This window comes from Lihuaxuella thermophila (assembly GCF_900110165.1).
In the GTDB taxonomy this organism is placed as follows: Bacteria; Bacillota; Bacilli; order Thermoactinomycetales; family Thermoactinomycetaceae; genus Lihuaxuella; species Lihuaxuella thermophila.
In genome coordinates, this window is record NZ_FOCQ01000004.1 from 251,165 (window position 1) to 269,526 (window position 18,362).

Consider the following 18,362-nt stretch of genomic DNA (forward strand, 5'->3'; position numbering starts at 1 on the left):
GACAGAAGGTCAGGATTCATCCGGAGGTTTGTGGATGAATATCGACGATATCTCTGAGGAGAATTTTTCTCCATTCGTGATAGCGGCAAAAAAAGTGCTGTATCACAACATGTCATTCGATATAAGTATGCGACTGGGGGTAATATCCTACCCTCAGTTTTTATATTCCAAGTAGTAGAAACAGTAGAAAGTGCTATACGGCTGCTTAGCAACCAAAAAGAGCCCAAGATCAGACGTCTCAGGCTCTTTTTCTATTGAAAGGGTGCTGTTTAAGGGTTCTTCAGTGATTGTGCTTCCGGAGCGGGCTCTCGTCCAATATTGTGTCAAACTTTTATGGCCCGTTCTTCGTCAATCTTGATGAGGGCAACCGGCGGAATTTTTTTTGCGACGAGGGACTCTGCCATTGCATCGGAACGGAGTCGTCAAAAAGATTTTGGTGCGGGGTCAAAACAGGCCCGTATTCGTTCCCGGGTTGTGCGCAGACTTGCAGTTAGTCCTGCTCCGTCAAGATGAGCGGCCCGTCGGCAGTGATGGCCACCGTATGCTCATACTGGGCGGACCAACTGCCGTCGACTGTTTTGGCCGTCCAGCCGTCTGCCTCCATTTTTACGTGATGGCTGCCGAGGTTGAGCATCGGCTCGATGGTGATGACCATTCCTTCCCGGAGCACAGGGCCTGTTCCGGGCGGGCCAAAGTGGGGCACTTCCGGAAGTTCGTGAATCTGCTGTCCGATTCCGTGTCCGATAAAGGGACGAACCACCGAGAGCCCGCGCGACTCCGCATAGGTTTGGATGGCGTGGGAGATATCACCGATGCGGTTGCCCGGTTTGGCCTGGGCGATGCCTTCGTATAAAGCGGCTTTGGTGACATCCAACAGCTTTTGTACATCCTCCGACACGCGTCCGACGGCATAAGTCCAGGCGGAATCGGCCAGCCAGCCGTCCAGATTGACGACCATGTCAATCGTGACAATATCGCCCTCTTTTAACGGGATCTTTCGTGGAAAGCCGTGGCAAACTTCATCATTGATCGAGGCACAGGTTGCATAGGGATATCCCATGTAACCTTTTTGCTCGGGAGTCGCTCCACGTTGCTTCAAATATTCTTCCACCCACTGGTCGATTTCCCAGGTGGTTACCCCCGGACGGATGAGGCGGGAGAGTTTTTGGTGGCAGGAAGCGAGGATTTTTCCTGCCTTGTGCATCTTGTCGATTTCGTCTCTGCTTTTTACGGATATCATGCAGGTCTCTCCATTTTTTGGTTTTCATCCATTCTATGCATCCATGAACTACTTGCGCAACATAAGAAATATCCCCAGCACGACGACAAAAACCGGCCAGATCGTGTGCAGGATTCCCGCTACAGGGGCGATGAACGGCAGCTCCCGGATGCCCGGCCACCAGAAAAAGCCGATTAAAACAAGCACACTGCCGGTGACGGCGGACAGATGATGTTTGTTGATGGCAAACTGCAAAAGAAAGGCGATGCCGATCAGACCGACGATCAGGCTCCAGTGGGTGGGCCATCCTTCGATGGTCCGGCTTCCCCAGATTGCGAGGCCAAGACCGGCAAAAATTCCGCCCCACAGAGCGAAACCGCCATTCGATGTCAGAAAACCGGAAAAGACCAGAAAAGCTCCGAGAAGGAAGAGAAGAAAAGGCCAGGTGAAAAAAGAATTGAGAGGAGCCACCCCAAGTTTGAAAATCATTAGTATTGCTCCGATGAGTAGAAGAAAAAAACCAATGATTTTAGAGTGCATAAGATGGTCTCTCCTTGGTTAAGTAGATTTTTCCTTTTTCATCTTATCATACAGCGGTTCTTGATAGAGTAATAGGTTTTCGGATTTCTTCCTTTCCGGTGGAGCCTCTGAGAAGGTCATGTTACCGAACGGTGGCGGAGCAAGCGGTGTTCCAGCCAGGAGATGAGCTGATACATGATCGTCGCGATCAGGGCCACCACCACCAAACTCAACATGACCAGATTCAGATTAAATACTTGGAAGCCGTAGATAATGAGATAGCCAAGCCCTGCTTTGGATACCAGGAATTCCCCTACGATGACCCCCACCCAGGCCAGCCCGACATTAACTTTCAAAGCGGCGATCATATCGGGGATACAGGCCGGGAAGATGATGGTGCGGAAAATTTGGGAGCGGGTGGCCCCGAAGGAGCGGGCCAGGATCAGATAGCTTTTGTCCACGCTTTGAAAGCTGCTGTGAATGACCAGGGTGGTAATGATGATCGTGATGGCGATTCCCATGGCTAACACAGAGCCAAATCCCGTGCCCATGGCGACGATGAATAAAGGTCCCAATGCCACCTTGGGCATGCTGTTCAACACGACCAGATAAGGATCCAACACGCGTGAGAGAAAAGGAGAGGCCCAGATCAGGGTGGCCAGGGAAATCCCTGATGCCGTTCCCAGCAGAAATCCCAGAATCGTCTCCACAGTGGTCGTTTGAATGTGGTAGAATAACTCGCCGGAGCCAGCGAGTTGTACAGCCTGGTTCCAAATCAGGCTGGGGCTGCTGAAGAGAAAAGGGTCCAGCCACCCTGTGCGGGTCGCCCATTCCCAACCGCCGAGCAAACCGATCAACAAGCTGATCCGCACCAGCCAGATCATCACTTGGCGGATGCGCAGTTTCCGCAGGTAAGCGGCGTGTGTTTCACTGGTAGCCCCCCGTTCCAGCCAATGGACCCATATGGAACGATTCACGGTCTCTCCACCTCCCTCCACAATTCTTCAAACAACGGCCGAAACAAGGCGTGTCCGCGAGCTTTCAACGGAGAGAGAGACCGTATTTCGTCAGGGACTTCCAAGGTGCGCCGGATTTCGCCGGGCTGGCCTCCCAGGACGATGATGCGGTCTGCCATGGCGATGGCTTCCTCCAGGTCATGGGTCACCAAAACAGCTGTCTTTTTGTGCTCCCTTAATACTTGGATCAGCAGCTCTTCCAAATGAAGTTTATTCTGGATATCCAAGGCGGAGAAAGGTTCATCCAGGAGCAGAATTTCCGGTTGGACGGCCAGCGTTCTCACCAGGGCGACCCGTTGGCGCATGCCGCCGGAAAGTTGAGAGGGGAAATGGTGAAGAACATGGCTTAAACCCATCTGTCCCAACAGAAAGCGTGCATGGGCGATTTTTTCCCTGGTCGCCTGGCGCTGGATTTCCAGGCCGAGCGTCAGATTTTGCTCAACGGTTCTCCATTCCAGGAGCCCGTCTTTTTGCAGCATATAGCCGGTCAGAGGAGTAGGCCCTCTCACTTCCTGGCCATACAAGAGAATCTTCCCGTGCGTCGACGGGAAGATCCCGGCAATGAGAGACAACAGGGTGCTTTTTCCGCATCCGCTTGAGCCCACGAGAGCCACAAATTCACTGGGGGAAACATCAAAGGAGACGGATTTTAAAGCAACAATCTCTTCCTTTTTGGAGATATAGGTGTGGGTGAGGTTGATCACCTGAATGGCGTATGGGGAAGTCATACGATCACCCCTTTATTTTTTCGCTCCCACTTCCTTCATTGCTTCTCGGCTGATTTCCGTGTCGATCAGTTGTTCATAAGGAACCCTTTTGGGCAGCTCGCCGGCTTGGTCCATGATCTCCAGCAGATGCTGATATTCTTCTTCTCCGATCACGGGATCGACGGCATAAGACCCCTGGCTCTTATAGCGTTCGATGACCCGGACAAGGATGCTGCGGTCGGTATCCGGGAAATGTTCCTGGATCACATCGGCGATTTCGGCAGCGGAATGGGACTCCACCCATTTTTGACCTTTATAGACGGCGCGGGTGAAGCGTTTGATGAGATCCGGATTTTGTTTCAACAGGCTCTTTTTAGCCAGATAACAGGTGTAAGGCACGTGGCCGCTGTCTTTGCCGAATGAAGCGACGATATAACCTTTTCCTTCTTGTTCCAATTTGGAAGCAAAAGGTTCAAACAGCTGTACAAAATCACCGGTTCCGGAGGCAAAGGCGGGGGCTAAATTTTGATAAGCGACATTTTGGACAATTTCGACATCTCTGTGCGGTTCAATTCCGTTTTTTCTTTGTACATATTCGCTCACCATTTCCGGCATGCCGCCCCTGCGCTGTCCTAGCAGGGTTTTTCCTTTCAACATGCTCCAACTGAATGAGGGTATGGGCTCACGTGAGACCAAAAAACTGCCGTCTGTCTGAGTCAGCTGGGCAAACGCGACCACCGGTTGGCTCGATGTTCGGGCTGTAACATATATTCCCGCTTCGGCTCCGACCAAAACGATGTCGGACTGGTTGGACACCAGGGTGGTCATCGTCTTGTCCCCGCCATTTCCGTTGGTGAGGTCAATGTCTAATCCTTCTTCTTTAAAAAATCCCTGGCTCATGGCTACATACTGGGGGGCGTAAAAGATCGAATGAGTCACTTCAACGAGGCGGATCTTGGTGGTGCCGTTTACCGGTTTTGCGGTTGAGGTACAGGCGACGGGAAACAGGAGGAGACACAGAACCGTCAAGATACGAAAGCCTCGGGCACGCCGTGCCATGGAACCACCTCTTTTTCAATGGGCTACTTTTATTATATAATAAGGGCTTCAAAATGTGTTCACAGGTGATGCTTGGGAATAGGCGCCCCTGTGTTATAATGATTAATGATTAAAAATGACATGTGTGCCAGAATAGCCTGTTCACGTTTAGTTTGTCGGCTAATCTGGAGTTCGGGGTGAAGGTCATGCATATTCTCGTCGTAGGGTTTAACCATAAAACGGCTCCGGTGGAACTTCGGGAGAAACTTGCTTTCTCCAGCGACCGGCTTCAGATGGCCCTTAACGTTTTACGGGATATGAAGAGCATTCTCGAGTGCGTGATCGTGAGCACATGCAACCGGATGGAACTGTATGTGGTCTGCGATCAGCTGCATACCGGTGAATATTACTCCAAGTCATTCTTAGAAAACTGGTTTCGCGTTCCAAAAGAAGAGTTTGTCCCTCACCTGTACGTGAAGCAAAATCTGGAAGCGGTTAACCATTTATTCACGGTCGTCTGCGGTTTGGATTCGCTCGTACTGGGTGAGACGCAAATTTTGGGACAGGTAAAAAGCGCCTTTTTGACGGCTCAAGCTGAAGGAACGACGGGAACGATTTTCAATACACTGTTTAAACAGGCTGTCACGCTTGGAAAGCGTGTACATTCCGAAACGGAAATCGGCCAAAATGCCGTTTCTGTCAGCTATGCGGCTGTGGAACTCGGGAAAAAGATGTTCGATACTTTTATCGATAAAACGATTCTCCTCATCGGGGCCGGCAAGATGAGCGAGTTGACGGCCAAACATTTTTATTCCACGGGAGCGACCCGTGTGCTGGTGGTCAACCGTACACTTGCCAAAGCAGAAGAAGTGGCGGCCAAGTTCAGAGGAGAAGCGCGTCCGTGGGAAGAGCTGGGCCAGGTCCTGCAGGAAGCGGACATTGTGGTCAGTTCCACAGGTGCCGCCGAGCCGGTGCTCACCCGGGAAATGGTGGAACCTGCACTCAAAGCGAGACGTTCTCCGCTGTTTCTGATCGATATTGCCGTGCCGCGCGATATCGATCCTGCCGTGCATGAGCTGGATCAGGTATTTCTCTACGATATCGACGATTTGCATGGCATCGTCGATGCCAACATGAGCCTGCGCGAGCAAGAAGCGAAAAGGGTACAAGCCTGGATCGGGGAAGAGACAGCGGAGTTCGATGAATGGTTACGCACCTTGGGGGTTGTTCCCCTCATTGCGGCACTTCGGGAAAAAGCTCTGACCGTTCAGGAAGAGGCGATGGCACGGATCGAACGCAAGCTTCCTGATTTGACGGAGCATGAAAAACGGGTGCTGAGAAAAGCCACCAAAAGCATTGTCAACCAGCTCTTGCGCGATCCGATTGTCCGCGTCAAGGAGCTGGCGGCAGGCAACCACAAAGATGAAGCTCTGGAAATGTTCACTTATCTGTTCGCCCTCGAAGAGCAGATCAAGGCCGAAGAGAAGGCCAAAAACAAACAAAAGGCGCCGGTCGATATCCCCGCCTTTGCCGGCGGTCAATCCTTCGTCCGCCCGTAAGCGAAGGGGGACCCTGAGATATGTTCGGTGAGCGTTGGCTATACGATTTTCTGATTTACGTGTATGCGCTCTCCCTGGTGTTTGCTTTCGGGGATTTACTTCATCGGAGTAAGCGCTCAGAGCGAATTTCCTACGCCTTTCTCATTCTTGTCTGGCTTTTGCAGACATCGATTTTCGTGCTGAGGGGTCTGGAGTTTTTTCCGATGGTGACCCGCTTCGACTCAATATTTTTATATTCGTGGCTGCTGGTTACCTTTACGCTGATCATCAACCGGATTTACCGCATGGCGGTGTTTGTATTTATCGCCAATATGATCGGCTTCACGGTTTCGGCCATCAATCTGTTTTTTGCCCGAGACGTTCCCCCGGTACTGGAAAAGCTGCTCTTGTCAGAACTGGTTTTTGTGCATGTGACCATGGCCATCGCGGCCTATGCCGTTTTTTCTTTGTCCAGTATCGGCGGGATTTTATATCTGATCACGAACTACCTGCTCAAACGGAAGAAATGGAATCGGTTTTTAAAACGATTGCCAAGCCTGGATCAGTTGCAGATGTTTTCCAACTGGCTGGTGATGGCCGGCATTCTCTTGTTCCTGATTGCGATGATTCTGGGAGTGATTTACGCCTATCAGACGATTGGCTCGTCTTTCTGGACGGATCCGAAGATCATGGCATCGTTCCTGGTTCTCATCGCGTACGGGATGGTCTTCTATCAACGGACTGCCCGCCGATGGCACGGCCGCCGGCTGGCCTGGTGGAACGCCCTGTCCGTGGGTTCCATTGCGCTCAATTACTTTATCTCTGATTTGCGGCTATCCTTTCACCACTGGGTGTAGCCAAAAAGGAGACGTAGGATAACGATGAGACAGTATTATGCGATGATGGTGGATTTGACATCTCGGCGTTGCCTGGTTGTCGGCGGAGGTCCAGTGGCTGAAAGAAAGACGGTTTCCCTTGTCAATGCAGGGGCTGAGGTGGTTGTGGTCAGCCCCACGGCGACTCCCCGTTTAAAACAAATGGCGCTTTTGGGGCAGATTGACTGGTTGAGCCGTTCTTACCGTTCCGAAGACGGTGAGCATTGTTTTCTGGTGATCGCCGCCACCAATGATCAACGGGTGAACCGGACCGTATATCAAGATGCGAAAAAACGTGGCCAGTGGGTCAATGTGGTGGACCAGCCCGCGCTTTGCAACTTCACCGTCCCTTCGACCGTTCAGCGCGGGAAGCTGACCATCGCTGTTTCCACGAGTGGTGCCAGCCCGTCACTGTCCAAGAAAATCCGGCGTGAACTGGAACAAACTTACGGAGATGAATACGCGTTGTTTTTGGAGCTTATGCAGGAAATCCGCAGCCTCATCCAGCGCCAGGTGCCGGACGCGCACTTAAGATACCAATTGATGAAGGAATTGGTTTCAGACAGATGGATCGAACAGTGCCGCACCAATCCGCATGGGGTGAGAGAGTTGATGCTCCGGTGGATCGATCAACAAATTTCAGTGCAAACGTAGAAAGGGGTTCAACATGAGACCCTTGGTTGTTGGAACAAGACAAAGTGAATTGGCTTTGACACAAACCGAATGGGTGGTCAACCGCCTCAAAGAGGTATGCCCGGGGCTTGAGGTTCGCGTGGAAAAGATCGTGACCAAGGGAGACCGGATTTTAAATGTCACCCTGTCCAAGGTGGGCGGCAAAGGCTTGTTTGTCAAAGAAATCGAGCAAGCATTGTTGGACAAACGAATTGACTTTGCCGTGCACAGCATGAAGGACATGCCGGGAGAGATGCCCAAGGGCCTAGTGATCGGTGCGATCCCCGTTCGCGAGAATCCGCTTGACTGCCTGCTTTCCCGGGAAGGGCACACTCTGAATGACTTGCCGGCCGGATCTGTGGTGGGTACGAGCAGCTTGCGGCGCCAGGCCCAGATTCTCGCCTGCCGCCCTGATCTCAAGGTGGAGCCGGTGCGGGGAAATCTCGGGACACGTCTTTCCAAGATGAAAAACGGGCAATTTGATGCCATCATCCTTGCAGCCGCCGGTTTGTCACGCATGTCCTGGCAGGATGAGATCAGCCAGGAGCTTCCGGTCGAGCAAATGCTTCCGGCCGTCGGGCAGGGGGCCCTTGCGGTGGAATGCCGGGAAGACGATGAAGAGCTGCTCGCGCTTTTGCAAAAGATCAACCATGAAGAAACAGCGAGAGCAGTCTGGGCAGAACGGGCTTTCCTGCGCTCCTTTCACGGCGGATGTCATCTGCCGCTCGCCGGTTATGCCGAGGTGATCGGGGACGAAGTCCGTCTGACCGGTCTCGTTGCGCAACCGGACGGCAAAAAAATCTTGCGGGCAACCCTCCAGGGGCAAGACGAATGGGACCTCGGCGAGAGACTGGCCAAAGAGTTGATCGATCAGGGAGCAGGAGAGTTACTGGCTACGGTTCGAGAGGGGTTAGTTGGATGAGCGGAATGGTTTATTTGGTTGGTGCCGGACCCGGTGATCCGGGTTTGATCACTGTCAAAGGGCTGGAAGCGATCAAAAAGGCGGATGTGATCGTTTATGACCGCCTGGCCAGCCCGCAGCTCTTGAAACATGCCAAAGAAGGGGCAGAGCTGATTTACGTGGGAAAATTGCCGGACCGGCACACCTTGAGCCAGGAAGAAATCAATGAACTGCTGGTAGATAAGGCGAAAGAAGGGAAAGTCGTCACCCGCCTCAAAGGGGGGGACCCTTTTATTTTCGGGCGCGGAGGTGAAGAGGCGGAGCGGTGTGTGGAAGAGGGGATTCCTTTTGAAGTGGTTCCCGGAATCACTTCGGCGATTGCCGTGCCGGCTTATGCAGGCATTCCGGTAACCCATCGCGATTTCAACTCTTCCTTTTCGATTGTGACCGGACATGAGCGTCCGGAAAAAACGGAATCGTCGATTCGCTGGGATCGTCTGGCCACCGCCACCGAAACGCTGATTTTCCTGATGGGGGTCAGCAATCTGCCTTTTATCGTCGAACAGCTGAGAAAGCACGGTCGTTCCAAAGAAACTCCGGTAGCCCTGATCCGTTGGGGGACGAGGGTCGAGCAGGAAACGCTTGTCGGAACACTGGAAAACATTGTGCAAAAAGTGCAGGAAGCGAACTTCCGCTCCCCGGCGATCATCATTGTGGGCGAAGTGGTACGGCTGCGGGACAAACTGTCCTGGTTTGAAAAGAAACCGCTCTTTGGCAAACGGGTGCTGGTGACCCGGGCACGCAGCCAAAGCAGCGCACTGTCGGAAAAAATCGCGGCCCTGGGCGGGGAGCCGCTGGAATTCCCGGTGATCCGGATCACCCGCCCGGAGCGGCAAGATCTGTTGGATGCAGCTTTAGGACAGCTCTCCAAATTCGATTGGGTGATCTTCACCAGCGCCAATGGAGTGAAATATTTCTTCAAGCGCCTGATTGAACTGAAGTTGGATATCCGCCAGATGAGCAAGGCCCGGATCGCCGCCATCGGTCCGAAAACGGGTGAAGCTTTGACGGAGAAAGGGCTCAGGGTGGAAGTGCTTCCGGAGGAGTATAAGGCGGAAGCCCTGGTGGAAAGCTTGCGGCCTCTGGTACAATCCGGCCAGGAGGTCCTGTTGCCGCGCGCGGATATCGCCAGGGAAGTGCTGGCCAGAGAACTGGAGAAGATGGGCTGCCGGGTGACGGAAGTGGATGCCTATGATACCCGCATCGGTGCGGAAGATGCCACGGAAGTGGTTCGGCTGCTTGAGAACGGCGACGTTCATGTCATCACCTTTACCAGCTCTTCCACGGTTCGCAATTTTGTGGAAGCGGTCCGCACGATTAGGGAAGATGTAACCTCTTTGCTCACACAATCACAAATTGTCTGCATCGGCCCGATTACGGCGCAGACGGCTAAAGAGCTCGGTGTAAGAGTGGATGCCGTTGCAGACACCTATACGATTGATGGATTACTGGAAGCGATCCAGCAATTGCCTGCCAAACCATAGGCAGAGGAGGATCTTTATGCAATCTTTTATTCGTCATCGCCGATTGAGAGCAAGTGAAAACATACGCCGGATGGTCCGGGAACATCACATCCGTGCGGAAGATTTGATCTATCCGATCTTTGTGGTGGAAGGACAGGGAATCAAAGCCGAAGTTCCATCCATGCCGGGAGTTTATCATTTTTCCCTCGACCGCTTGAACGAAGAAGTGGAAGAAGTGGTGGAACTCGGCATTCGTTCCGTCATCCTCTTTGGTGTCCCGGCTGAAAAGGATGAGTGCGGCAGCCAGGCCGACCACGAGCACGGCATTGTACAGAAGGCGATCCGCCAGGTGAAGGAGAAATTCCCTTCCCTTTATGTGATCGCCGATACGTGTCTTTGCCAATATACTTCTCACGGACATTGCGGAGTTGTCGAAAATGGGGAGGTTCTCAACGATCCGTCACTGGAGCGCCTGGTGGCGACCGCCGTTTCGCAGGCGCGGGCGGGAGCGGATATGATTGCTCCCTCCAATATGATGGACGGGTTTGTCCATGCGATTCGCCGCGGATTGGATGAAGCGGGCTATGCCCATGTGCCGATTCTCTCTTATGCGGTGAAGTACGCCTCCGCCTTTTACGGCCCCTTCCGTGACGCAGCCCATTCCACCCCCCAATTCGGTGACCGGCGTACGTATCAGATGGATCCCGCCAACGCCCGCGAAGCGATGAGGGAAGCCGCTTCTGATGTGGCCGAGGGAGCGGACATGCTGATGGTGAAGCCCGGACTCGCTTACCTCGATGTCATCCACCGGGTGAAAGAACGTTTTGACTTGCCGGTTGTCGCTTATAATGTGAGTGGGGAGTACTCCATGGTCAAGGCGGCGGCGCAAAACGGCTGGATTGATGAAGAAAAAGTGGTCATGGAAATTTTGGTCGGATTTAAGCGGGCCGGAGCCGACTTGATTTTAACCTATCATGCCAAAGATGTGGCCCGCTGGCTTAAAGGAGGCGATCATTGATGGCAACCGTCACGATGGACGCACTGGATAAAGAACTGTTAAACCTCTTGCAAGAAGGAATTGATTTGGTTCCCCGCCCGTATCTCGCGCTGGCCGAAAAGCTGGGTACCGATGAAGAAACAGTGCTGGCCCGGGTCCGTGAGTTGAAAAAAGACCCGATCCGCCAAATCTCGGCCATCTTCGATACGCGCACGCTGGGTTACAAATCCAGCCTGGTGGCGGCCAAAATTCCCGAGGAGCGTGTGGATCAAGCGGCACAGATCATCAATCAGCATCCCGGCGTCACGCATAACTACAAACGGAATCACGATTACAATCTCTGGTTTACGATCGCCGTTCCGCCCAACAGCCGGCTGGGTTTGGAAAAAACGGTGGAAATCCTGGGTGAACTGGCTGAGGTGGATGTGATTCGCCTGATGCCCACCCTGAAGCTGTTTAAAATCGGTGTTCAACTCGATATGACCGGAAAAGAAGACGGGGCCAAAGCAAAGGCCAAACCCAGCTACAGTGAAGAAGACCGTCAAAATGCCGATAAAGTGGTGACCGATTTCGACATTGCCGTCATTCGCGAACTGCAAAAAGATTTGCCGGTCGAACCGCGCCCGTTTGACGGTTGGGCCCAAAACATCGGCATTACGACGGAAGAATTGCTCGAAGCAGGGCGCAACATGATCAAGCGCAAACAGATGCGCCGCTTCTCCGCCGTTCTCAATCACCGGAAAGCCGGTTTCCGCTTCAATGGCATGGGGGTGTGGGCAGTACCCGCCGACAAAGCGGATGAAATCGGACCCAAAATGGGCTCTTTCAAAGCCGTTAGCCATTGCTATCTGCGTCCCACCTATCCGGATTGGCCGTATTCCATCTTCACCATGGTCCACGGCCGCTCGATGGAAGAGTGTGAACGCGTCCTGCAAGCGATTGAAGACGAAACGGGGATCAAAGAACGGGCCACTCTTTACTCCACAAAAGAATATAAAAAGACCCGTGTCTCCTATTTCACTCCGGAAATGGAAGAATGGGAAGAACAAATCATCCAGCAACTGGGCTTGGATGCATAGGTTGATACCCGCTGGTTCCGGCGGGTTCTATTTTGTTTGGATTGAACCTATTCAGCGTTGGACGTCCGATTCCCGTTTGCTGAGTACACGGAAGTTCCGGGAAAAAATAATCAAAAAGCCGGGCATCTCGATGGAGACGCCCGGCTTTTTCATCCATGCTTAAAAGCTTTCCTCAATCACCAGTTCTTCCAGCGGAAAACGCATCGTGGCATGAGCGGGTGCAGCCGCTTTGCCGATCGTAATCATCATGACGGGAATGAACCGCGGCGGAATATTTAATTCCTTGATTAACGCTTCCCGGTCGAAACCACCCATCGGGCAAGTATCATACCCTTTGGCCTTCGCTGCCAGCATCAGTTGCATGGCGGACAAAGAGGCGTTGAGGATGGCCTCTCTATGGGCCAGCTCAGGATTTCCTTTGTATGCTGACTCGATTTGGCTGATCATAATGTTATACACTTCCTGCGTAATGAGTCCCTTGTCGAGCGACTGTTGATAGACGGGAGCTGCCGACTTGTCGGCTTCCAGATCTCCCAGGATCACGATGGTTGCTGAGGAATCAACCACCTGTTGCTGTCCGTAGGCGATCGGCAAGATGCGTTCTTTTTGTTCCCGGGAGGTGATGACCAGATAGCGCCAGTGTTGCAGATTCCAGGAAGACGGAGCCGTGGCTGCCAAAGCGAGGATTTCATTTAATTCTTCTTTGGGGATCACCACTCCCGGCTGGTATTTCCTCACACTATGACGGGCTTTCATTGCTTCTTCAACCGAAAGCTGCGTTTTCGTCGTCATTTCTCCCACACTCCTGTTAAATGAAAAGATATGATATGTGATGAACCTGCTATAATAATAAATGATACTATATTTTATCCATCAAGTATACAAACATAAGTTATCGGGGTATGATTCACTTGCATCACCGTGACTGTTAGAAAAATGTTAGATCTTCTTCGTGGAAGAAGCAGAATTTGAGTTAAAATACGTTCGAGAAGAAAAATCATACCGATGATCCGACGGGAAGCGGTTGAAAGGTACATAAGATCTCCAGGAAGGCAGTGATCCTCATGCACAAAGGTTATGAACGTTCGGTCGCCGACTATGCCGAAGCCGTAAAAGTGATTCCGGGCGGGGTCAACAGCCCGGTTCGCGCATTTAAATCCGTGAAGATGAATCCGGTGTTTATTGAGCGGGGATTTGGTTCCCGGATCGTGGATGTGGACGGCAACGAATATATCGATTACATCTGCTCATGGGGACCCTTGATTTTAGGACACGCCCATCCTTCGGTCGTGCAAGCCATCAAAGAGACGGCGGAAAAAGGAACCAGCTTTGGGGCACCTACCGAGCTGGAAACGAGGATGGCCGGGCTGGTCACGGAGAGAATGCCGTCTGTCGATATTGTGCGCATGGTCAATTCGGGAACGGAAGCGACGATGAGTGCCCTGCGACTGGCACGCGCCTATACGAAGCGCAATAAAATCCTGAAGTTTGAGGGAAGCTACCACGGACATTCGGACAGTCTCTTGATTAAAGCAGGTTCGGGTGTGGCTACCCTGGGCTTGCCCGACAGTCCGGGAGTTCCGGAAAATACAGCCCAGCACACTCTAACCGTTCCATATAATGATTTGGATAGCGTACAAATGGCTTTTGACAAGTTTGGGGAAGAGATCGCCGCGGTCATCGTGGAGCCCGTTGCCGGCAACATGGGCGTGGTTCCTCCACAACCCGGATTCCTCGAGGGATTGCGTGAGATCACTCAGCAATATGGAGCCCTGCTCATCTTTGATGAAGTGATGACCGGTTTTCGTGTCGGTTATTATTCTGCCCAGGGAAAATATCATATCACGCCCGATTTGACGACCATGGGGAAAGTGATCGGCGGAGGCTTGCCGGTCGGGGCTTACGGCGGAAAGCGCGAGATCATGGAAATGATCGCTCCGACCGGACCCGTGTATCAGGCCGGAACGCTGTCCGGAAACCCGCTGGCGATGGCCGCTGGTTATGCCACGTTATCAGAGATGAACCCGGCAGCCTATGCTGAGCTGGAGCGCAAAGGCAAGCGCCTGGAGGAGGGGCTTCGGAAAAACGCGCTGGAAGCGGGCATTCCCCATCATATCAACCGGGTGGGTTCCATGGTCTGCCTCTTTTTCACAGGGGAAAATGTCATCAGCTATACCCAGGCCAAGCAATCAGACACGGACCGTTTTGCAGAGTATTTCCGCTTGATGCTGGAAGAGGGAATTTTCCTTCCGCCATCTCAGTTTGAAGGCATGTTTCTTTCCATGGCCCATACGGATGAAGATATTGAACGAACCATTGAAGCCAACCGGAGGGCATTGATGAAGTTGACAAAGTAGCTTTTTTCAGCCGAATCATTATCATGCTGGGAATCACCCCCCTGCGCATTTGCAGAGGAGGTGATTTTCTTTTACCTAGCAACCTGGCATCCGATGCTTGGGACAGGGCCTTTATTTAGCAATCTGTGAAAACTTGTCCACTGAAAGGTTATAACCCCATTTCAAACGCATATAGATACAGTAACGTCCAAAACCTATGACCTGCCTGCCTGGCCGGCGGACGGTCTTGAGTTTCGGCAGACCAGAACAAGGAGGGATTTTTTCGATGGAAAGCCAGTTTAACCAACTTCGCTTTGATATCTCGGAGAAGGTCCGATTGCATCCCCAACAACCTGGAATCGGCACCCTCCTGGAGATGGACCTGTACCCGGATGTAGAGATCAGAGACGAAGGAACACATCTAAAAATCCAAGGCTACCTGCGACTCAACGGTGTTTATCTGGGAAAACAGCCGGATGATTGCCCGGAGGATATCCACTTACATATGGATCACCATCCCGATGAGGGAAACAGACAAGAGATCGCCTACGTGATCCCGGTGGAGATTACGCTTCCGGCTGACCGGGCCGAGCTTAGCCACATCTCAGCCGAAGTGGAAACGTTTGACTACAGTGTCGTATCTCCTTTTGAATTGCAGATTGAAGCGATTTTGATGATTGATGGCTTGTTGCCGGAGAAGAAAGGACAGGAGGATGCAGACCAGATTGCGGAGGAACAGGAAGCCGCGCCTGTCTTCTCGGGATCTCCCGCTGAACCCGTCTCGGTGAGCAGTGAAGATATGCGGGAAGACAAGCGGGCAGAAGAGGACGGATTGGAGGAAATGGTTTCTGTTCCCGGGGAAGATTCCCGCTTCGCACAGGATTCCAAGGAAGATGAAGACCATTTTGCCCGCAGAGATTATCTCAAAATTGTGGAAGATGATGAACCGGTAAATGAGAAGGCGGAGCAGCACGCTGAAAGGGAAGAAGACGACGATCCCGACTTTGAGCCCCAGTCGGCGGAGGACTTCTGGGCGGAACGGCAAAAGAGCAGACGTGAGCAGGCATGGAGAGAGAAGGATCTGGAACAGGAAGCTGAAATGGATCGCAACCGGGAAAACAGCGCCAATCAAGAGGTCAAGGAGAATGAGGAGGAAAATGAGGAAGGACGACAACGGGAAGGTCACTGGTCGCTCTGGCTGATCAACAGCAAAGAGGAAAATTTTTTATCGATGCGGATGGTGATTGTGCAAAAAGATGAAACGATTGATCAATTGGCCGAAAAGTACAACGTATCCCCTGCCGCATTGATGAGCGTAAACAAATTACAATCCGGCCAATTGGAAGAAGGGCAGATTATCTATATCCCCAACCAAAAAGAAGAAAAAGAGATTCTCACGCGGGGACTCAGGGGGGGACAGATCGATTGAACACGGAAGCATATACGCAGGGTTCGGAACTGTTCGAAGTTTTCAAACAGTACGGCTGGCAACCGACCCTGGTGGAAAATGTCGGACGCAGAGTATGGCGCATCACATTGCGTGAAGGGGTCTATGCCTTAAAAAAATCACGGGCATCCCGTGAAAAGCTACACCTGTTGCACAAGATTTTAAAAGAGATCCGTTCCCAGGGACATCCTCATTTGTTGCCCTGGCTCCCGACCAGACAGGGAGAGCCGATTGTAACAGGAACCAGCGGTACCTGGTATGCCACTCCATGGAAAAGTTGTTACGGCATTTCGGAACATGGGAAACAGCCCGCAGTGACCGAATTGGCCCAGGCACTTGCCCGTTTACACCGGCTTTCAGAACCGCTGGTTCAAAACTACCCTGACTTGTGTACACGTGTAGATGAGGAAGCTGTGAACAAATGGAAACAGAGACAAGAGAAACTGGCAAACATCAGTGACCAGATCAAATCCCGCGAATTTCAGTCCCCATTTGATAAATGTTTTTCCGGCCATAAGGAGAGCATCGAGCAATCGCTTGCCTTTTTCCTGCGCGGGATGGAGCGGTTTATGGAAAAAGAAGGAGGCAAATCGCCGCGCTATACCTTATGCCACAGAAGGCTCCATCCAAGCAATGTCGCCCGGGATGAAGAACGCTTTTACTTGATTGATTTTGATCACGCCCAAGTGGACAGCCCGGTGCGGGATCTGGCTTTGTTGATGAGGAGATATGCCTCGTTTGAAGGGGATCCGGAAAAGCCGCTTCAGATCTTGGAAGCATACGAAGCGGAATGGCCTTTGCAGCCGAAGGAAAAAAAATTGTTGGCCCTTTATCTCGCTTACCCCGAGCGGCTGCTGAAAACCGTCGAACGGTACTATGAAGAGCCAAAAATCACGAGTATGGAAGCCCATGCAGTGAAACGGCTGGAAGAAGAAATTCATCATCTGGCACAGTTGCAAGAGGCGGTCAAGACCTTGTGGCCGGGCAAAAAAGCCCGTACTGAGGAGAACCGCCAGCCATTCCCTTCCGTCTCAGGCGGACGGGGGAAAAAGAAAGCTGAAAAAAAGCGTAAATCATAATCCGGGGAGAACCCGGTTTTTTTGTTTTTTTTTATCGTTTTTTCCTCAAATAGATGGACAATCCTTTGATCGGGAGAGTGAGGATAAGTACCCATAAAAACACTTTGATCATCGGAATCCCTTCTTTTTTCCGCTTTACGCAAAATGTACAAACATCGGGGCAACAAAGATTGCTCGAAGAAAAAAAGTTTCCCTTGATCAAATCATATGCAAAAAATTCCGGTTGTGATTGCCTTTTCATCCACTCACGAAGATAAATACTAGACAGATGTGTACGAAAAGTGGAGAATAAGAATATGTTAATGGGAAAAGAATTTGGATGCTGTAAGGAAGGGGTTTATCATCTTGAGTTTGGTAAAATCCATGGTAAGGAAGGCATACCGCGGAGTACTTTTTCTTTCATTTCTCAGCATCATGCTGTTGGTCACGATCCTCTTGGTCACATTTTTAGCCGATCCCCAAGCGATGTATGAACTGATCAAACACACATTTGGCATTCGTTAAGGAAACGGTCTTCATATTGTTCATTTCACCTATTTTGGCACGAGACTTCGAACGGTCATCCTTCCATTGATCCGGACCCTTGATCCTGACTTGTTTATTGCATCATTTGACTCGGGCCGGTGAATCGTTATAATATAAAATACAAACAATGGCATCTTTTTCATATTGCTTTGAAAGGGAAGAGTAGGCGGTATCCCTCTTCAAGAGAGAGAAACCCCTGGGCTGGAAGGTTTCTTAAGAGAAAGCCGCTGAACGTCGCCCTGGAGCTGTTAGTCTGAAAGGCTGTTGCCCGTGTAGGACTAACCGGATTCCGGCCGTTATCCGGAGTGGAGTGCACTGCTTTTGGCAGTGAACAAAGGTGGTACCGCGAAAATACCTTTCGTCCTTTGAGGCGAAAGGTTTTATTTTTTGGACTTGAAGTTGGGAGGAAAAGCAGATGGCTGAATCAGTAAAAAGCAACCTGCCTTCGGCGTATGATCCGAAACATGCCGAAGCCAAGTGGTATGATTACTGGATCGAAGAAAACTTTTTTCAGGCGGGACAAGATCCGGCCAAAAAGCCTTACACGATTGTCATCCCCCCGCCAAACGTAACGGGCAATTTGCATATCGGACACGCGCTGAACAACACCCTGCAAGATATATTAATCCGCTGGAAACGGATGCAGGGATATGATGCGCTGTGGCTGCCGGGAATGGACCATGCGGGAATCGCCACCCAGGCGCGCGTCGAAGCCAAATTGCGCGAGCAGGGAATCAGCCGGCACGACTTGGGTCGGGAAAAATTCCTGGATGAAGTGTGGAAGTGGAAAGAAGAGTGTAATGCTACCCTCAGAATGCGACGGAGGTCAAGCAACATGAGTGGAGAGCTCTCCAGAATAGACCTCCATCGGCGTCAGATAGCCTAGCGAGG

17 protein-coding genes, 1 pseudogene and 1 other annotated feature are annotated in these 18,362 nt (G+C 51.7%); of the genes and pseudogenes, 12 read left to right on the plus strand and 6 right to left on the minus strand.

The annotated features are described in order from the left end of the window. Window positions 1–490: 490 nt before the first annotated feature. From map to BMW55_RS06335, 5 genes are all read right to left on the minus strand, one after another. Window positions 491–1,240: a type I methionyl aminopeptidase gene (gene map / locus BMW55_RS06315; RefSeq protein ID WP_089966468.1), complete on the minus strand. Its 750-nt coding sequence runs from the start codon at window positions 1,238–1,240 to the stop codon at window positions 491–493. 48 nt (window positions 1,241–1,288) lie between these two features. After that, a complete protein-coding gene (locus tag BMW55_RS06320) occupies window positions 1,289–1,708 on the minus strand; it encodes a hypothetical protein (protein WP_089966469.1) in 420 nt (139 codons plus the stop codon). A gap of 167 nt (window positions 1,709–1,875) precedes the next feature. After that, window positions 1,876–2,622, minus strand: a complete 747-nt coding sequence (locus BMW55_RS06325) for an ABC transporter permease (protein WP_089966529.1) — start codon at window positions 2,620–2,622, stop codon at window positions 1,876–1,878. Window positions 2,623–2,711: 89 nt separating this feature from the next. Beyond that, window positions 2,712–3,482 (minus strand): ABC transporter ATP-binding protein, encoded by a 771-nt coding sequence (locus BMW55_RS06330; protein ID WP_089966471.1) that lies wholly within the window; start codon window positions 3,480–3,482, stop codon window positions 2,712–2,714. A 12-nt stretch (window positions 3,483–3,494) separates the two neighbouring features. Further along, window positions 3,495–4,520 carry an ABC transporter substrate-binding protein gene (locus BMW55_RS06335; RefSeq protein ID WP_089966473.1) on the minus strand — a complete coding sequence of 342 codons (1,026 nt, stop codon included), beginning with the start codon at window positions 4,518–4,520 and terminating at the stop codon, window positions 3,495–3,497. Between the two features lie 185 nt (window positions 4,521–4,705). Between BMW55_RS06335 and hemA the strand changes: the two genes are divergently transcribed. Genes hemA through ahbA form a run of 7 tightly spaced genes read left to right on the plus strand, consistent with a single transcriptional unit; the run spans window position 4,706 to window position 12,084 of the window. Further along, window positions 4,706–6,058 (plus strand): glutamyl-tRNA reductase, encoded by a 1,353-nt coding sequence (gene hemA, locus BMW55_RS06340; protein ID WP_089966474.1) that lies wholly within the window; start codon window positions 4,706–4,708, stop codon window positions 6,056–6,058. Window positions 6,059–6,078: 20 nt separating this feature from the next. After that, window positions 6,079–6,894: a cytochrome C assembly family protein gene (locus tag BMW55_RS06345; RefSeq protein ID WP_089966476.1), complete on the plus strand. Its 816-nt coding sequence runs from the start codon at window positions 6,079–6,081 to the stop codon at window positions 6,892–6,894. Window positions 6,895–6,918: 24 nt separating this feature from the next. Then, window positions 6,919–7,566 (plus strand): precorrin-2 dehydrogenase/sirohydrochlorin ferrochelatase family protein, encoded by a 648-nt coding sequence (locus BMW55_RS06350; protein ID WP_089966478.1) that lies wholly within the window; start codon window positions 6,919–6,921, stop codon window positions 7,564–7,566. A 13-nt stretch (window positions 7,567–7,579) separates the two neighbouring features. Continuing rightward, window positions 7,580–8,506 (plus strand): hydroxymethylbilane synthase, encoded by a 927-nt coding sequence (hemC, locus tag BMW55_RS06355; RefSeq protein ID WP_089966480.1) that lies wholly within the window; start codon window positions 7,580–7,582, stop codon window positions 8,504–8,506. Continuing rightward, window positions 8,503–10,029: a uroporphyrinogen-III C-methyltransferase gene (cobA, locus tag BMW55_RS06360; RefSeq protein WP_089966481.1), complete on the plus strand. Its 1,527-nt coding sequence runs from the start codon at window positions 8,503–8,505 to the stop codon at window positions 10,027–10,029. Before hemC ends, cobA begins: the two co-directional genes overlap by 4 nt. Window positions 10,030–10,045: 16 nt before the next feature. Next, on the plus strand, window positions 10,046–11,026 hold the full coding sequence (gene hemB / locus BMW55_RS06365; protein ID WP_089966483.1) for a porphobilinogen synthase: 981 nt from the start codon (window positions 10,046–10,048) through the stop codon (window positions 11,024–11,026). Next, window positions 11,026–12,084, plus strand: coding sequence for a siroheme decarboxylase subunit alpha (ahbA, locus tag BMW55_RS06370; RefSeq protein WP_089966485.1), 1,059 nt, complete (start codon window positions 11,026–11,028; stop codon window positions 12,082–12,084). Before hemB ends, ahbA begins: the two co-directional genes overlap by 1 nt. 159 nt (window positions 12,085–12,243) lie before the next feature. Here the strand turns inward: ahbA and BMW55_RS06375 are convergent, their stop codons facing one another. Further along, window positions 12,244–12,876, minus strand: coding sequence for a nitroreductase family protein (locus tag BMW55_RS06375; RefSeq protein ID WP_089966487.1), 633 nt, complete (start codon window positions 12,874–12,876; stop codon window positions 12,244–12,246). 272 nt (window positions 12,877–13,148) lie between these two features. Between BMW55_RS06375 and hemL the strand changes: the two genes are divergently transcribed. The 5 genes and pseudogenes from hemL to BMW55_RS06400 all read left to right on the plus strand — a co-directional run. Then, window positions 13,149–14,441: a glutamate-1-semialdehyde 2,1-aminomutase gene (hemL, locus tag BMW55_RS06380; RefSeq protein ID WP_089966489.1), complete on the plus strand. Its 1,293-nt coding sequence runs from the start codon at window positions 13,149–13,151 to the stop codon at window positions 14,439–14,441. A 265-nt stretch (window positions 14,442–14,706) separates the two neighbouring features. After that, on the plus strand, window positions 14,707–15,849 hold the full coding sequence (locus BMW55_RS06385; RefSeq protein WP_170839773.1) for a LysM peptidoglycan-binding domain-containing protein: 1,143 nt from the start codon (window positions 14,707–14,709) through the stop codon (window positions 15,847–15,849). After that, window positions 15,846–16,946, plus strand: a complete 1,101-nt coding sequence (locus tag BMW55_RS06390; protein ID WP_170839774.1) for a phosphotransferase — start codon at window positions 15,846–15,848, stop codon at window positions 16,944–16,946. Before BMW55_RS06385 ends, BMW55_RS06390 begins: the two co-directional genes overlap by 4 nt. A 345-nt stretch (window positions 16,947–17,291) precedes the next feature. Next, complete coding sequence (locus tag BMW55_RS19280; RefSeq protein ID WP_170839775.1) at window positions 17,292–17,450, plus strand: hypothetical protein; 159 nt, start codon at window positions 17,292–17,294, stop codon at window positions 17,448–17,450. A 161-nt stretch (window positions 17,451–17,611) separates the two neighbouring features. Continuing rightward, window positions 17,612–17,840, plus strand: a binding site (T-box leader). 46 nt (window positions 17,841–17,886) lie between these two features. Further along, window positions 17,887–18,262 (plus strand): annotated as a pseudogene (locus tag BMW55_RS06400) (class I tRNA ligase family protein); the annotation flags it as partial. Window positions 18,263–18,362 lie beyond the last annotated feature (100 nt).

What these genes read in the sequence shown, in the direction of transcription:
- map (WP_089966468.1), bottom strand. Translation starts at nt 1,240, where the DNA reads ATGATATCCGTAAAAAGCAGAGACGAAATCGACAAGATGCACAAGGCA.
- BMW55_RS06320 (WP_089966469.1), bottom strand. Translation starts at nt 1,708, where the DNA reads ATGATTTTCAAACTTGGGGTGGCTCCTCTCAATTCTTTTTTCACCTGG.
- BMW55_RS06325 (WP_089966529.1), bottom strand. Translation starts at nt 2,622, where the DNA reads ATGATCTGGCTGGTGCGGATCAGCTTGTTGATCGGTTTGCTCGGCGGT.
- BMW55_RS06330 (WP_089966471.1), bottom strand. Translation starts at nt 3,482, where the DNA reads ATGACTTCCCCATACGCCATTCAGGTGATCAACCTCACCCACACCTAT.
- BMW55_RS06335 (WP_089966473.1), bottom strand. Translation starts at nt 4,520, where the DNA reads ATGGCACGGCGTGCCCGAGGCTTTCGTATCTTGACGGTTCTGTGTCTC.
- hemA (WP_089966474.1), top strand. Translation starts at nt 4,706, where the DNA reads ATGCATATTCTCGTCGTAGGGTTTAACCATAAAACGGCTCCGGTGGAA.
- BMW55_RS06345 (WP_089966476.1), top strand. Translation starts at nt 6,079, where the DNA reads ATGTTCGGTGAGCGTTGGCTATACGATTTTCTGATTTACGTGTATGCG.
- BMW55_RS06350 (WP_089966478.1), top strand. Translation starts at nt 6,919, where the DNA reads ATGAGACAGTATTATGCGATGATGGTGGATTTGACATCTCGGCGTTGC.
- hemC (WP_089966480.1), top strand. Translation starts at nt 7,580, where the DNA reads ATGAGACCCTTGGTTGTTGGAACAAGACAAAGTGAATTGGCTTTGACA.
- cobA (WP_089966481.1), top strand. Translation starts at nt 8,503, where the DNA reads ATGAGCGGAATGGTTTATTTGGTTGGTGCCGGACCCGGTGATCCGGGT.
- hemB (WP_089966483.1), top strand. Translation starts at nt 10,046, where the DNA reads ATGCAATCTTTTATTCGTCATCGCCGATTGAGAGCAAGTGAAAACATA.
- ahbA (WP_089966485.1), top strand. Translation starts at nt 11,026, where the DNA reads ATGGCAACCGTCACGATGGACGCACTGGATAAAGAACTGTTAAACCTC.
- BMW55_RS06375 (WP_089966487.1), bottom strand. Translation starts at nt 12,876, where the DNA reads ATGACGACGAAAACGCAGCTTTCGGTTGAAGAAGCAATGAAAGCCCGT.
- hemL (WP_089966489.1), top strand. Translation starts at nt 13,149, where the DNA reads ATGCACAAAGGTTATGAACGTTCGGTCGCCGACTATGCCGAAGCCGTA.
- BMW55_RS06385 (WP_170839773.1), top strand. Translation starts at nt 14,707, where the DNA reads ATGGAAAGCCAGTTTAACCAACTTCGCTTTGATATCTCGGAGAAGGTC.